This window comes from Mesorhizobium sp. BR1-1-3, from assembly GCF_020165455.1.
GTDB classification, from domain to species: Bacteria; Pseudomonadota; Alphaproteobacteria; order Rhizobiales; family Rhizobiaceae; genus Mesorhizobium; species Mesorhizobium ciceri.
The window spans coordinates 198,048-211,637 of the sequence record NZ_JAIUIC010000006.1; the positions used below are offsets into that span (position 1 = coordinate 198,048).

At 62.4% G+C, this 13,590-nt stretch carries 11 protein-coding genes; 6 read left to right on the top strand and 5 right to left on the bottom strand.

Features of this window, described 5'->3' with window-relative positions; all coding sequences use genetic code 11:
* Positions 1-2: 2 nt before the first annotated feature.
* Both LB559_RS15780 and LB559_RS15785 read right to left on the bottom strand, forming a co-directional pair.
* On the bottom strand, positions 3-1,331 hold the full coding sequence (locus LB559_RS15780) for an NAD(P)H-dependent oxidoreductase (protein ID WP_127371042.1): 1,329 nt from the start codon (positions 1,329-1,331) through the stop codon (positions 3-5).
* A gap of 459 nt (positions 1,332-1,790) precedes the next feature.
* Entirely contained in the window at positions 1,791-2,579 is a 789-nt protein-coding gene (locus LB559_RS15785; RefSeq protein ID WP_224674453.1) for a 3-hydroxybutyrate dehydrogenase, read from the bottom strand.
* 223 nt (positions 2,580-2,802) lie between these two features.
* Here LB559_RS15785 and LB559_RS15790 point away from each other — a divergent pair, with 223 nt between their 5' ends.
* Both LB559_RS15790 and LB559_RS15795 read left to right on the top strand, forming a co-directional pair.
* On the top strand, positions 2,803-3,549 hold the full coding sequence (locus LB559_RS15790; RefSeq protein WP_224674454.1) for an acetoacetate decarboxylase: 747 nt from the start codon (positions 2,803-2,805) through the stop codon (positions 3,547-3,549).
* A gap of 47 nt (positions 3,550-3,596) precedes the next feature.
* Positions 3,597-4,757, top strand: a complete 1,161-nt coding sequence (locus LB559_RS15795; RefSeq protein ID WP_024503027.1) for a patatin-like phospholipase family protein — start codon at positions 3,597-3,599, stop codon at positions 4,755-4,757.
* 426 nt (positions 4,758-5,183) lie between these two features.
* Here LB559_RS15795 and LB559_RS15800 read toward each other — a convergent pair whose 3' ends face one another.
* Positions 5,184-6,785 (bottom strand): inorganic phosphate transporter, encoded by a 1,602-nt coding sequence (locus tag LB559_RS15800; RefSeq protein ID WP_224674455.1) that lies wholly within the window; start codon positions 6,783-6,785, stop codon positions 5,184-5,186.
* A gap of 124 nt (positions 6,786-6,909) precedes the next feature.
* Positions 6,910-7,443 carry a TetR/AcrR family transcriptional regulator gene (locus LB559_RS15805; protein WP_024503025.1) on the bottom strand — a complete coding sequence of 178 codons (534 nt, stop codon included), beginning with the start codon at positions 7,441-7,443 and terminating at the stop codon, positions 6,910-6,912.
* A 145-nt stretch (positions 7,444-7,588) separates the two neighbouring features.
* Here LB559_RS15805 and LB559_RS15810 point away from each other — a divergent pair, with 145 nt between their 5' ends.
* Entirely contained in the window at positions 7,589-8,920 is a 1,332-nt protein-coding gene (locus LB559_RS15810) for an efflux RND transporter periplasmic adaptor subunit (RefSeq protein WP_013529307.1), read from the top strand.
* Entirely contained in the window at positions 8,917-12,000 is a 3,084-nt protein-coding gene (locus tag LB559_RS15815) for an efflux RND transporter permease subunit (protein ID WP_224674456.1), read from the top strand. Before LB559_RS15810 ends, LB559_RS15815 begins: the two co-directional genes overlap by 4 nt.
* A 198-nt stretch (positions 12,001-12,198) precedes the next feature.
* On the opposite strand, the gene LB559_RS15820 is transcribed toward LB559_RS15815, so the two are convergent.
* Complete coding sequence (locus LB559_RS15820) at positions 12,199-12,654, bottom strand: L,D-transpeptidase (protein ID WP_013529305.1); 456 nt, start codon at positions 12,652-12,654, stop codon at positions 12,199-12,201.
* A 354-nt stretch (positions 12,655-13,008) separates the two neighbouring features.
* On the opposite strand from LB559_RS15820, the gene LB559_RS15825 reads away from it, so the two are divergent.
* Both LB559_RS15825 and LB559_RS15830 read left to right on the top strand, forming a co-directional pair.
* Entirely contained in the window at positions 13,009-13,341 is a 333-nt protein-coding gene (locus LB559_RS15825) for a hypothetical protein (RefSeq protein WP_024503024.1), read from the top strand.
* Positions 13,342-13,378: 37 nt separating this feature from the next.
* Positions 13,379-13,546, top strand: coding sequence for a hypothetical protein (locus LB559_RS15830; protein ID WP_013529303.1), 168 nt, complete (start codon positions 13,379-13,381; stop codon positions 13,544-13,546).
* The last annotated feature ends 44 nt before the right edge of the window (positions 13,547-13,590 follow it).

The window sequence follows — 13,590 nt, forward strand, 5'->3', positions numbered from 1 at the left end:
GATCACGCTCCCCCGGTCCCATAGACGAGCTTGTCCTGGCGAGCGCGCAGTTCGGCGATCTTGGAGCCCGCCGCGGGCGCTGCATTCGCGTAGGTTATGAGTTCGCCCTTCTTGATCGGCGCGGTGACCGAGCCGCCCTGCAGCAGGCCGCAGGGAATGGCCTTGGCAGCGCGCGCCTCAGGCGTCGTCATGATCCAGGCGCGGTAGCAATATTCGCCGATCGCATCGAGCTTCTCGCCGGGCTTCATGTCCTTCTTGGCCACGGCGGCGACTTCGGCCACCGGCTTGGCCAGCGGCACCATGTCGGCCTTGCCGTAGAGCACGACGCGCGCGCAGGTCAGCGGCACTTCGAGCGAGGTCAGGTGATAGGGACGATGGAAAGTGAAATACGGGCCTTTGCCCATCTTCAGATCTTCCATGCGCTCGGAGATGCGCGGATGCGACATGTCGGCAACGACGAAGACGCCGGGCGCGACACCCTTGCCGATCGAATAGTCGACGACGCCGACCTTCGACAGCACGCCGCCATCCTTCTGCGGCACCAGCACCTTGGACAGTTCGCCAAGCGTCGCCGCCGGGCCATGCATGCCGGCCTTGTCTGGAACCAGGCCCGTGGCATTGGCGATTGCCGCCATCTCGACCATGGTCTTGGAGCCGTCGACGAATTCGACCAGCATGCGCACATTCATGTGCCGGCGCTTGGCTTCCTCCTCATAGTCCGGGGGAATAGCGTCGATGTTGAGCGGATTGTTCTTGCCCTTGCCGGCGGCAACGATCGGGTGACCCATGGCCGAGACGAACTCGATCAGCTCCATGCAGGAGGACGGCTCATCGCCGGCGCCCAGTGAATAGGTGACGCCGAGCCGGTCGGCCTCGCTTTTCAGATAGGCGCCGATGGTGACGTCGGCCTCGACATTCATCATCACCAGATGCTTGCCATGCTCCATGGCGCGCAGCCCGATCTCGGCGCCAACGGCGGGAACCCCGGTGGCATCGATGACGACGTCGATCAGATCATTGTTGATGACAAGGTCGGCGTCGTTGGTGACCGCGACCTTGCCGGCTTCCATCGCCGACGTCATAGCCGAAGCATTCGACACTTCGCGCGCATGCCCAGTTTCCTGGAAAGCGATATCGACGGCCTTGCTGGCAGCCGGCAGGTTCAGTTCGGAAATGGCGCCGATCTCGATGCCCGACATATGGGCGACACGAGTGACGATGTCGGTTCCCATCTCGCCCGAGCCGATCAGGCCGATGCGGATAGGCTTGCCCGACTTTGCGCGTTCCTCGAGATCGCGGGCAAGACCCGTCAACGAAACATTGGAAGCCATACCGCTCGTTCCTCCCATAATGCAGGCTTGTTCGATTGCCTGACGGGTATTGAACATCTGTATTTCTGTCAAGACTAATGTCCATATTTCCGTGCTTTTTGGACACTTTCACCGTAGTCCGGCGGGACGAGAAAGAGGCTGGGAAACCCGATGCCGCGCAGTCGCCGTCAGTGCGCGGATGGGCATCGGTTGGGATCGTTCAGTTCAGCAACGGCGCAGCCTGTTGCGCTGCCGTGCAATAGGCCGGCACATGCGACTGGCGGCATCTTGGCCCTCGCGGGAAGTCCTGCTCAGTGTCCCGCGAAGCCTGCCGGAGGCGGGCAACCCGCCGCGTCGATCGCAAAATCATGGAAATGCACGACCACGCCATCCGCATCAATTAAGATCACGGCATAGCCGGGTGCTTTTCTGCCAGCGCCCAGCGGCACCAGCAGGCAAACGGAACGCTTGGATTACCCTCTACTGTGCCGTCCAGCCGCCATCCATCGGCAAGGTGGTGCCGGTGACCTGCCTGGCCGCGTCCGAACACAGGAACAGCGTCAGCGCGGCGAGCTCGTCGACGGTGACGAATTCCTTGGTCGGCTGGGCGGCGAGCAGCACATCGTGCTTGACCTGTTCCTCCGTCATGCCGCGCGCCTTCATGGTGTCTGGGATTTGCCTTTCGACCAGGGGCGTCCAGACATAGCCCGGCGCGATCGCATTGACGGTGACGCCGTCGAGCGCTGCTTCGAGCGCTACCGTCTTGGTGAGGCCCGCAATGCCGTGCTTGGCCGACACATAGGCCGACTTGAACGGCGAGGCGACCAGCGCATGCGCCGAGGCGGTGTTGATGATACGGCCCCATTTGCGCGCCTTCATGCCCGGCAGTGCCGCCTTGATGGCGTAGAACGCGGCGAGCAGGTTGATGCGGATGATGGCTTCCCACTTGTCATCGGGAAACTCCTCGATCGGCGCGACATGCTGGATGCCGGCATTGTTGACCAGGATATCGAGACTGCCGAAGGCAGCCTCGGCCTCATGCACCATGGCGCTGACCGCCGCGCCATCCATCATGTTGGCACCGGAATAGCGGCACTTGACGCCGAAATCCCTCTCGATGCCGGTGCGCTCCTGCTCGATGGCAGCCGCATCGCCAAGGCCGTTGATGGTGACATTGGCGCCTTCGGCGGCAAAGGCGCGGGCGATGGCCAGGCCGATGCCGCTGGTCGAGCCGGTGACGAGGGCGTTCTTCGAAGACAGGAAACCCATGATGATCTCGCAAGAGGTGGGAGGGAACGAACGGGGCCGCCTTTGTGCGCCGCACCATGACAGTGCCATAGCCATATGTCGGTGCGATTACAGGGTTGAGACGGCCGTCGACAGGCCTCTTGGGCGGCTGTCAGGCGGCTGACACGGCACTGTCATGGTGCCGTGCAACATAATCCGGAGCGCATTCGCGCAGTCATTCCTGAACCAAAATGGGGCTACAGCCTTGCAGATCGCCGATGTCGTGAAGCGCGCCTATGCGATGCCGCTGACCAACCCCTCCTTTCCGCCCGGGCCGTACCGTTTCTTCAACCGCGAATACGTCATCATAACCTACCGCACGACGCTTGAGGCGCTTCAGGCGGTGGTGCCGGAGCCGCTGGAAATCGACGAGCCGCTGGTCAAATACGAATTCATCCGCATGCCTGACTCGACCGGTTTCGGCGACTACACCGAGACCGGCCAGGTCATCCCGGTGCGCTACAAGGGCCAGCACGGCGCCTACGTCCATTCGATGTATCTCGACGACGACGCGCCGATCGCCGGCGGCCGCGAACTGTGGGGCTTTCCCAAGAAGCTTGCCGACCCCAAGATCGTGCATGAAGGCGAGGTCATCGTCGGCACGCTGCACTATGGCAGCGTTCTGTGCGCCACCGGCACGATGGGCTACAAGCACAAGGAAGCCGATCATGGCTCTGTCCTCGCTTCGCTGGCCGCGCCCAATTTCCTGATCAAGATCATCCCGCATGTCGACGGCACGCCGCGCATCTGCGAACTGGTCCGCTACCACCTCACCGACATCACGCTGAAGGAAGCCTGGACCGCGCCCGCCGCACTCGATTTGCGGCCGCACGTCATGGCCGACGTGGCGCGGCTGCCGGTGCTCGACATCGTGTCCGCTGTCCACTTCACCGCCGACCTGACGCTTGGGCTGGGCGAAGTGGTTCACGATTATCTCGCCGACCGCACCTGAGCTGCACAAGCCTTTCAGAGCCCAAACAGAAGTCGGAGACCAAAGCCGTGCTCGAACGCAATCGCAACAAGGAGGCCACCGCCACCATCGCGGAGATCTCGGCGCAGTATGACCGCGTCGCGCTGGTGTTTCAGGGAGGCGGCGCGCTCGGCGCCTACCAGGCTGGGGTGTACCAGGCATTGGCAGAGGCCGGCTGCGAGCCGAGCTGGCTTTCCGGCGTGTCGATCGGCGCCATCAATGCGGCGATCATCGCCGGCAATGAATCGAGCCGCCGGCTGCAGCGCCTCGAGCAATTCTGGCAGACGATTTCGGGTCGCAAGATCTGGGCCTATACGCCGGAAGGCGACATCTACCGTGATATCCGCAATCGCACCAGTTCGTGGATGACCATGGTCATGGGGCAGCCGGGCTTCTTCAAGCCGCGCAATCCTAACCCCTGGATGGAGCAGCCCGGCGCCGAGGGCGCCACCAGCTTCTACGACACGGCCGAGCTGAAGGAGACGCTGCAAAGCCTGATCGACTTCGACATCCTCAACGACGGCAAGAAGCGGTTGAGCGTCGGCGCGGTCAACGTCCGGACCGGCAACTTCGTCTATTTCGACACCGACAAGGTCCGCATCGAACCGGAGCACATCATGGCCAGCGGCGCGCTGCCGCCGGCGTTCCCGTCGATCCGCATCGAAGGCGAATATTACTGGGACGGCGGCATCGTCTCCAACACGCCGCTGCAATATCTGCTCGACCAGGAAGAGGACCGTTCCTCGCTGGTTTTCCAGGTCGACCTGTTCAGCGCGCGAGGCGTCCTGCCGCGCAGCATGCCGGACGTGCTGTCGCGCCACAAGGACATCATGTATTCGAGCCGCACACGGCAAAACACCGACAATTTCAAACGCATCCACGGTCTCAAGATGCGCCTGCTCGATGCACTGAAACGGGTGCCGAAGGAGTTGCGGACGCCGGCCGAGGAAGCGCTGATCGAGGACTATTCGGACGCCGGCACCGTCAACATCGTGCACCTGATCTACCAGCACAAGGGCTATGAGGGTCACGCCAAGGACTATGAGTTCTCAGGCACCTCGATGCGCGAGCATTGGGAGACAGGGTTGGAGGACACGCAGCGCACCTTGCGCCATCGTGAGTGGCTGACGATGCCGACCAATGTCGACGGTGTCGCCATCCATGACCTGCATCGCGAAGACCCGACGTAGCCAGGCCGGTTATGCCCAACGGTTCAGCGTTGTTGGCCAGGATTCGTTTGAACGGCCATCGCCAACGCTCGAGATTGGCCGACGCCTCCAAACTTCGTCATCCCTGGGCGAAGCAGGAGCGAAGCTCCGTCGCGGAGACCCTGGGATCCATGCCGTGACCTTTGCCACGGAGTGCAGCGGAGTAGAATTCTGCACCGCGGCAACGCTCAGGAGTCGCGGCATGGATGCTATGGTCTGCGCCGCGTCGCTTCGCTCCCTGCCCCGCCATAGGATGACGAAGCGAAAGGCGTTTCGGCCAATTTCCTAGGCATGTTCCACGTCAACAGAAACGAATACGTCTTCGCCCCTGAACGCAGTGCTCACTTAAAGAAAAAAGGCAGCGCCAGTCACCCGGCGCTGCCTTTTGTTCGGAAGCTTACGCTCGGCTCAGAACACCTGGCGGAAGATGATGAACAGCACGAAGGCCAGCGTGATCGAGCACGGCAGCGTCAGCACCCAGGCAAGCAGCAGATTGCGCACCGTCGCCCATTGCAGCCCCGAACCGTTCGCCGCCATCGTTCCGGCAACGCCCGACGACAGCACATGCGTCGTCGACACCGGCAATCCCAGCCGATCGGCCATGCCGATGGTCACCATCGCCACGAGTTCGGCCGCCGCACCCTGGCCGTAGGTCAGATGGCTCTTGCCGATCTTCTCGCCGACCGTGACGACGATGCGTTTCCAGCCGACCATGGTGCCGAGGCCGAGCGCCAGCGCGACGGCGACCTTCACCCAGATCGGGATGAACTTCGTCGCGTTGTCGACGGCCTTGTGATAGTCGGTGACCGCTTTCAGATCGGCCGCCTCCATCGGCAGCAGCTGCTTCTTGTCGATCAGCTTGAGCGCTTCGCCGATCAAATAGATGTCGTTGCGGGCGTTGCTGACCAGATCGGTCGGCACCGTCTCGACCGAGGCATAGGGCTGCAGGCCAGCCGTCGTGTTGTGGATGTAGGTCTGCAGCGCAACCGTCGTCTGGTCGCTCCATGTCCTGGTGCGCACGGCATCCTGGACGGCTGCCTTGGCATCGGTGACGGTGACGCCGGGCTTGGCATATTTGCCCAGTGCCGTTTCGACGCTGACCGAAGCGGACTTGTAGGCTTCGAGATAGTTGATGTCGGGGGTGCGGTTCAGCGCATAGGCCGTCGGCACGACGCCGATCAGGATCAGCATGATCAGGCCCATGCCCTTCTGTCCGTCATTGGAGCCATGCGCAAAGCTGACGCCGGTGCAGGTGAAGATGAGCAGGCCACGGATCCACCATGGCGGCGGCGTGTTGCCCTTCGGCGCCTCGTAGAGCGCCGGATTGCGCACCAGCAGCTTCATTACATAGAGCAGGATCGCCGCGGCGAAGAAGCCGATGATCGGCGACACCAGCAGGGTGACGCCGACATTGGTCGCCTGCGACCAGTCGACGCCGCTGGTGGCGCTGCCGGCGGGCGCCATGAACTGGTTGGCAAGGCCGACGCCGATGATCGAACCGACCATCGTGTGCGAGCTCGACGCCGGCAGTCCGAGGAACCAGGTGCCGAGATTCCACAGGATCGCCGCCACAAGCAGCGCGAACACCATGGCGAAGCCCGAGGACGAGCCGACCTGCAGGATCAGCTCGACCGGCAGCAGCGACAGGATGCCGAAAGCGACCGCGCCGCTGGAGGTGAGAACCCCCAGGAAATTGAAGGCGCCCGACCACATGACGGCGAATTCGGCCGGCATCGAGCGCGTGTAGATAACCGTCGCCACTGCATTGGCGGTGTCATGGAAGCCGTTGACGAACTCGAAGCCGAGCGCGATCAGCAAGGCGATGCCAAGCAGGATCCACGGCACGGTCTTGGCCACCGCAAGATCCTGGCTGAGCGCGTAGCCGACATAGGCGATGCCGACGAGCACCAGCACGCCAAAGGCCGGCAGGAACCACTTCGCGCTGCCCGATTTATCCAGCGGATGATCCGGTCTCGGAATGCCCGCCTCGCTAGAAACTATGTCCACCATGTCCCACTCCAGATGCATTGCAGCAAAGAACTGGGAAGACGCTATGTCCGCACGATGAACCCTGTGTGACGCCGGCGAACGCCGCGTTCACGAACAGGCCCGCCGAAAAGCGGGTGGGCGGCGCCTATTTGGCAATCTCGAGCAGGGACGATACCAACAACTGGCGCTCGTCTTTCGACAGGACATCCGAATCGAAGAGGTTCATGCTGCGCAATCCCTCGATGGCGAGATAGCAGATCAACAGCGATTTGAGATCCGGCGTCTCGCCCTTCAGCCGCTCGAAAAGCTGCCGCTTGAAGGTCTTTATCGGCATCATGAAATCGGGATCCTCGGCGATGGCCGAGAAGATCCAGGACGCCGACGGCTGCTTTTCCTCGCAATCATTGGCCGACAGCCTGATGTAGACGGCCAGGGGATTTTCGTCCTTGTCATTTGTGCTGGCGGCTTCCAGCGCGTGCTCGAACTCGCGCAGATAGCCTTCGACCAAACCTTGCATCAATTTGGCCTTGGTCGGGAAATTGTAGAGGAGCCCTCCCTTCGACACGCCGGCACGGCTGGCGACGGCATCCAGCGACAGGCTGCCTGGTCCGGATTCCCGGGCAACATCAGCCGCCGCGGCGAGAATCTTCTCGCGCGAATTCGGTCTTTGGGCTCTCATGGTGCCTCCCATCGCAAGCTTAGGCCCAATTGACAAGACCGTCCAGACGGTACAGGAAGACCGCCATTATTTGAAATCGGGACCCGCAGTCGGTATGTGTCCCGATATCCGCGCTTCGCGCCGGATTTCGACTGAGGGGACTTCCTTGTTCAAGCGCATACTCCGTATCTTTATCATTGTTCTGGTTCTGGCCCTGCTCGTCGTCGTGGTCGGCGGCATCGTCGGCTTCAACTTCCTGCGCGACAACGGCATCAAGCAGTACTTCGCATCGATGAAGCCGCCGGCGGCAACCGTTTCGACGACCATCGCCAAGCCTTCGGCCTGGACGCCAGGCGTCGAGGCGATCGGCACGGTCAAGGCGGTGCGCGGTGTCGACCTGACGGTCGAGACTACCGGTATCGTCAAGGACATCCTTTTCCATGCCAACCAGAAGGTGGCGGACAATGCGGTTCTGCTGCAACTCGATGACGCCGTCGAGCGCGCCGACCTCGACGCACAGAAGGCGCAGGCCGCGCTAGACCAGACCTCACTTGCCCGCGCCATTGAACTGACCAGGCGTGGCGTTGGCTCCGACTCGACGCTGGACACGGCGCGTGCGGCGGCCTCGGCCTCGGCATCCCAAGTCACCAAGCTGCAGGCCGTGCTCGACCAGAAGCAGCTGACGGCGCCTTTCGGCGGCACGGTGGGTATCCCGAAGATCGATGTCGGCCAGTATCTGGCGCCCGGCACCGCCGTGGTGACATTGCAGGACCTCGACACGATGCGGGTCGATTTCACGGTTCCCGAACAGCAACTCGCCTTGCTCAAGATCGGCCAGACGATTCGATTGGGCTTTGGCGGCGAGGACAGGCCATTCGCAGGCGCCATTCGTGGCATAGACCCGAAGATCGACTCGTCCAGCCGGCTGGTGAACATCCGGGCGGAAGTCGCCAATCCCGATGGCAAGCTGACCCCCGGCCAGTTCGTGCAGGTGCGTGTCGAGCTGCCCGAAGAGCAGAACGTGCTGACCCTGCCGCAGACGGCGCTGACGACAAGTCTCTATGGCGACTACATCTTCGTGGTGCAGCCAGCCAAGCCCGCCGAGACAGCGCCAGCTGCCAAGCCGGAGGAAAAACCCGCTGCGCCGGCAGCCGACAAATCGGCTGACGCCAAGCCTGCGGACACCAAGCCGGCCGATGCCATGAAGCCGGCGGCTGATGCAGCCAAGCCTGCCGCCGATGCGGCAAAGCCAACTGACAAGGCTGCCGATGGGGCCAAGCCGGCGGCGGAAGGTGACAAGCCCGCGCTCGTGCTGTCGCAGGTGTTCGTCAAGCCCGGCCGCCGCAATCAAGGCATGGTCGAGATCGTCGAGGGGCTGAAGGCCGGCGACGAGGTCGTCACCGCCGGTCAGAACCGCCTCTTCAACGGCATGTCCGTCGTTGTGGACAACACCATCGACCCGACCAAATCGGCGAACAAGCAGGCCGACCAGCAATGAGCTTTTCAGATCTCTTCATTCGCCGGCCTGTTCTTTCGACGGTCCTTGCTTGCATGATCCTGCTCCTGGGTTTCCAGGGCATCTTCAATCTGTCGATCCGGCAGTATCCGAAGGTCGATGAAACGGCCATCACGATCACCACGGCCTATCCAGGCGCCAGCGCCGATCTGATCCAGGGCTTCATTTCCGCCCCGATCGCCCGCGCCGTCGCGTCGACCGAAAACATCGACTACGTCACCTCGTCCAGCCGCCCGTCCTCCAGCACCGTGACGGTGCAGATGAAGCTCGGCTCGAACCCCGACGTCGCGCTGACCGAAGTTCTGTCCAAGGTCCAGGGCGTGCGCGGCACTTTGCCGGACGCGTCGAAGGACCCTGTCATCGTCAAGGGCACCGGCCAGCAGTTCGCGATGATGTACATCTCGATGCAGAATCCGAACATGACGAAAGAGCAGCTGACGGAGTATATCGAGCGCGTCATCAGACCGCGCATGTCGACGGTCGAAGGCGTCGCCGACGTGCAGATCTTCGGCGCCCAGGAATATTCGATGCGCGTCTGGATCGATCCGGTCAAACTTGCAGCGCGCGGCGTGACCGCCTCCGAACTGCTGACGGCGATCAACAATTCCAACTTCCTGTCGGCGCCCGGCAACACCCAGAACGAGTATGTCGTCTCCTCGATCACGGTGCGCTCGACATTGCAGACGCCGGAGGCATTCGCCGAGCTGCCGCTGCGCTCGACCGACGGCAATGTGGTGCGGTTGCGCGACGTGGCTCGCGTCGAACTCGCCGCCGAGAACACCGACACCAGGGTCTCGTTCAACGGTAAGCCAGGCACCTTCCTCGCCATCTTCCCGACGCCGGCGGCCAATCCGCTGACCACGGCGGCTGCGCTCACCAAGCTGGTGCCGCAGATTCAGGAGACACTGCCGAAAGGCATGACGATCGAGGTCGTCTACGACGCGACCGGGCAGATCAGCGCCTCGATTGAAGAGGTGTTCAAGACCATCGGCGAGGCGGTTGCCATCGTCGTCGTCGTCATCCTTCTGTTCCTTGGCTCCTTCCGGTCGGTGATGATGCCGATCATCACCATCCCGTTGTCGCTGATCGGCGTCTGCTTCCTTTTGTTCGCGGTTGGCTACTCGATCAACCTTCTGTCGCTGCTGGCCATGGTGCTGGCGATCGGCCTGGTCGTCGACGACGCCATCGTGGTGGTGGAGAACATCCACCGTCACATGGAAGAAGATCACATGTCGCCGATGCAGGCTGCGTTCAGCGGTATGCGCGAAATCGCATCAGCCATCGTTGCCATGACCATGACGCTGGCCGCCGTGTTCGCACCGCTGGCATTTACCGGCGGCCTGACCGGCGCGCTGTTCCGTGAATTCGCGGTCACGCTCGCCGGCTCGGTGGTGCTGTCGGGTGTCATCGCCATCACCATCACCCCGATGATGTCGGCACGCCTCTTGAAGTCCGGCACGCCGGGCCGTTTCCAGCGCATTGTCGACGGCACCTTCGCGCGCGTCGAGCATGTCTATGAACGCACCGTCACCGGATCGCTGAACTATCGCCCATTGACGCTGATCATCGTGCTTGCGCTTGTCGGCGTCACCGGCTTCATGTTCACCAAGACCTCGAGCGAACTTGCGCCGGAAGAGGACCAGGGCTTTCTGCTCTCGATTGTGACGGCGCCGCGTTATGCGACGTCCGATTACACCGAGACATACGTCAACCAGATCCTCGGCCTGGTGAAGGATATTCCCGAAACACGGGCGCAGTTCTCGGCCGTCGCCTTCGGCGGCACGACAAACAGCGCCTTCGTCGGCTATGCCTTCAAGGACTGGGCGGAACGCAAGCGCAATTCGAAGGAACTGCAGGCTGACATTACGGCCCGTATCGCCAAAGTGGCCGGTGTCGAGGCCTTCGTCTTCGCACCGCCGACGCTGCCGGGCTCCGGCGGCGGCCTGCCCATTTCCATGGTGGTGCGATCGACCGGCGCTTCCTCGGAAGTGTACGAGGTGGCCGAGCAGATCAAGAACAAGGCGCAGGCCTCCGGCCGCTTCATCGTCGTGCAGAATTCGATGGCTTATGACGCACCGGAGGTGACGGTGACCATCGACCGCGACCGCGCCGCCGCGCTGAACCTGCCGATCGCCGATATCGGCCGCACGCTGACCTTGCTGGTCGGCGGCGCCGAAGTGGCGCAGTTCGACCGCGATTCCAACAGCTACGACATCATCCCGCAGGTGCCGCAGGAGTTCCGCGACGACCCCGACAAGCTCGGCGAATATTTCGTACGCAGCGTGACCGGCGAGATGGTGCCGCTATCGGCGGTGGTCAAGATTTCGACCAATGCGGCGCCGGCGGCGATCGAGCAGTTCAACCAGCTGAATTCGTCGACGATTTCGGCGCTTCCGCTGCCCGGCGTCACCACCGGCGACGGGCTGAAGGCGCTGGAGGACATCGCCAAGGAGAGCCTGCCCGACACGTTCTTCATCGATTATTCCGGTCAATCGCGACAGGAAAAGGAACAGGGCAACACCATCCTGATCGCTTTCGCGGCCGCAGTTGTCGTCATCTATCTGGTGCTGGCGGCGCAGTTTGAAAGCTTCCGTGACCCGCTGATCATCATGATGGCGGTGCCGTTGTCGATCTTCGGCGCGATCGTGCCGCTCAATCTGGGCCTCGGCACGCTCAACATCTACACGCAGGTCGGCCTGATCACACTGATCGGTCTGATAACCAAGCACGGCATCCTGCTGGTCGAGTTCGCCAACCAGCAGCGTGAAAAGCATGGCATGCGGCGGCGCGATGCCATCGTCGCCTCGGCCAAGGTGCGCCTGCGGCCGATCCTGATGACGACGGCGGCGATGGCGCTCGGCGTTGTGCCGCTGATCACGTCCAGCGGCGCTGGTGCCGCGGCCCGCTATTCGATGGGCCTGGTCATCTTCACCGGCATCCTGGTCGGCACCATGTTCACGCTCTTCGTCGTGCCCATGTTCTACACCTTCATCGCCAGCAAGGACCTGCCTCATCTGGCGGAGAAGCCGGACCCCAAGCTGATGCCGGCACTGCCGAGCTAGGACGGTCTAGGGAGTCCCGCCCAGAAATGCGCGGGGCAAATCGATGGAAACAAAAGAAAAGAGGCCGGGAAATTCCCGGCCTCTTTTCTTTTTGGCTGGGCTCGATACCGCCGGTTTGAACTGTACGCAATACCGCAGCGTTTCCGGAGGGAGCTTAGAGGCGCGGCAGCATGCTGCCACGCCACCGTTTCCAGCCTGCTACTTGACGATGACGATGCTGGTATTGGTCGCCCCGAAGGTTTCGACGAGCTGGTAGAAATCGGCGGCGTTGTCGGGGTGCAGCCGCACGCAGCCATGCGAAGCCGGCTGGCCGAGGCGCTTGATCGCATAGGTCGCGTGCACCGCATAGCCGCCGCTGAAGAAGACCGAGTGCGGCATCGGGGCGTTGTCGTATTTCTTCGAATACCACATTTCATGCATGCGGGTCGGCTTGAACGAGCCGGTCGGCGTCACATGGGCCCGGTCGCCGGTGGAGACTTTCCAGGCGAAGGTCGGCCGGCCGTCGACGGAGACTTCCATGATCTGCTGCGAAAGCGAAACGCGCGCCACGATCTTGTTGGCGGCATGCGCGGCGCCCGAGCCGAACAGCAGTGCGGCACCGGTCAGTGCGGCGGCGGCGATGTTGATGAGCTTGGCGGAAATGGCGGTATGCATGAAGAAAATCCCCTCTCTCTGCCGGTCCAGCCGGCTCCAATTCGATGGCTGCTTATCCCAACGTCATGTTTCGGAGAGATTTCGCAAAATGCTCATTTGTGTTTCGAATCTGTTTCCACTGGTTGACAAACGCCAACCCCATTAGAGCCGTCGGTGGCCCGCCAGCGAGACCCCTAGCAAGACCAAGGTGAGGAACATGGGTATCCGTCGCCAAACGAAAGTGCGAATTAGCAGTATTCGAAAGGACCGCCCTAGATCTCGAAACCGAACTGCAACAAAGCGAGGTTTCAAGCGGCATGATCCGGATACGGGCCGCAAGCAAAGTTGACGCAACGAAAACAGCCGGTAACGAACATGGGAACGAAATCGAACGCGCTGTCCTGGCTTTTCAGGATCAGCATCGCGGCAGCGGTCATCGGCGGCGTCGGCACGGTTGCCGGCACCCCGCTGACAAGCCTCGGCGCGATGACTTCAGGCGAGATTTCGACCCTGCACGCCGCACTGTTTTTCGCCACGGTCTGGATTGTTTCCAGCCTGCGCATCGCCCGGCTAAAGGCCCTCTGGCGGGTCGGCCTTAGGCTGACGGGTTTGCGCGGCGCCTCCGGCAACTTGCTGCCGAGAGGACCGAAGGCCCGCGCCGAGACGGGGGGTTCCGTGGGCGGCGCGGGCGCTTCGGGGGTATCCTGAAGCGACCCGCAACAAACCATTTTGGGGAATTGGTACGATGAAAACGAAATTTGCCGCTTCGGTGCTTTCCGCACTGCTTTACGCCCAGGGCCTGCTCGGCTTTGCCGGCCTTGCCACCGTGCTACTCAGGGACCGCGCCCACGCTGGCGAGCTGACCATGGGCAGTGACATGCCGGTGGGTCCATCGCTTCTGCTGGTACGCTGAGCGCCAAGCGTCGGGGCCGGAGATGGAAAATCCGATGCCCGAAA

Excerpts from the sequence above, each read along its gene's own strand:
- LB559_RS15820 (WP_013529305.1), bottom strand. The coding sequence starts at position 12,654 with ATGCATACCGCCATTTCCGCCAAGCTCATCAACATCGCCGCCGCCGCA.
- LB559_RS15825 (WP_024503024.1), top strand. The coding sequence starts at position 13,009 with ATGGGAACGAAATCGAACGCGCTGTCCTGGCTTTTCAGGATCAGCATC.
- LB559_RS15785 (WP_224674453.1), bottom strand. The coding sequence starts at position 2,579 with ATGGGTTTCCTGTCTTCGAAGAACGCCCTCGTCACCGGCTCGACCAGC.
- LB559_RS15830 (WP_013529303.1), top strand. The coding sequence starts at position 13,379 with ATGAAAACGAAATTTGCCGCTTCGGTGCTTTCCGCACTGCTTTACGCC.
- LB559_RS15805 (WP_024503025.1), bottom strand. The coding sequence starts at position 7,443 with ATGAGAGCCCAAAGACCGAATTCGCGCGAGAAGATTCTCGCCGCGGCG.
- LB559_RS15815 (WP_224674456.1), top strand. The coding sequence starts at position 8,917 with ATGAGCTTTTCAGATCTCTTCATTCGCCGGCCTGTTCTTTCGACGGTC.
- LB559_RS15800 (WP_224674455.1), bottom strand. The coding sequence starts at position 6,785 with ATGGTGGACATAGTTTCTAGCGAGGCGGGCATTCCGAGACCGGATCAT.
- LB559_RS15780 (WP_127371042.1), bottom strand. The coding sequence starts at position 1,331 with ATGGCTTCCAATGTTTCGTTGACGGGTCTTGCCCGCGATCTCGAGGAA.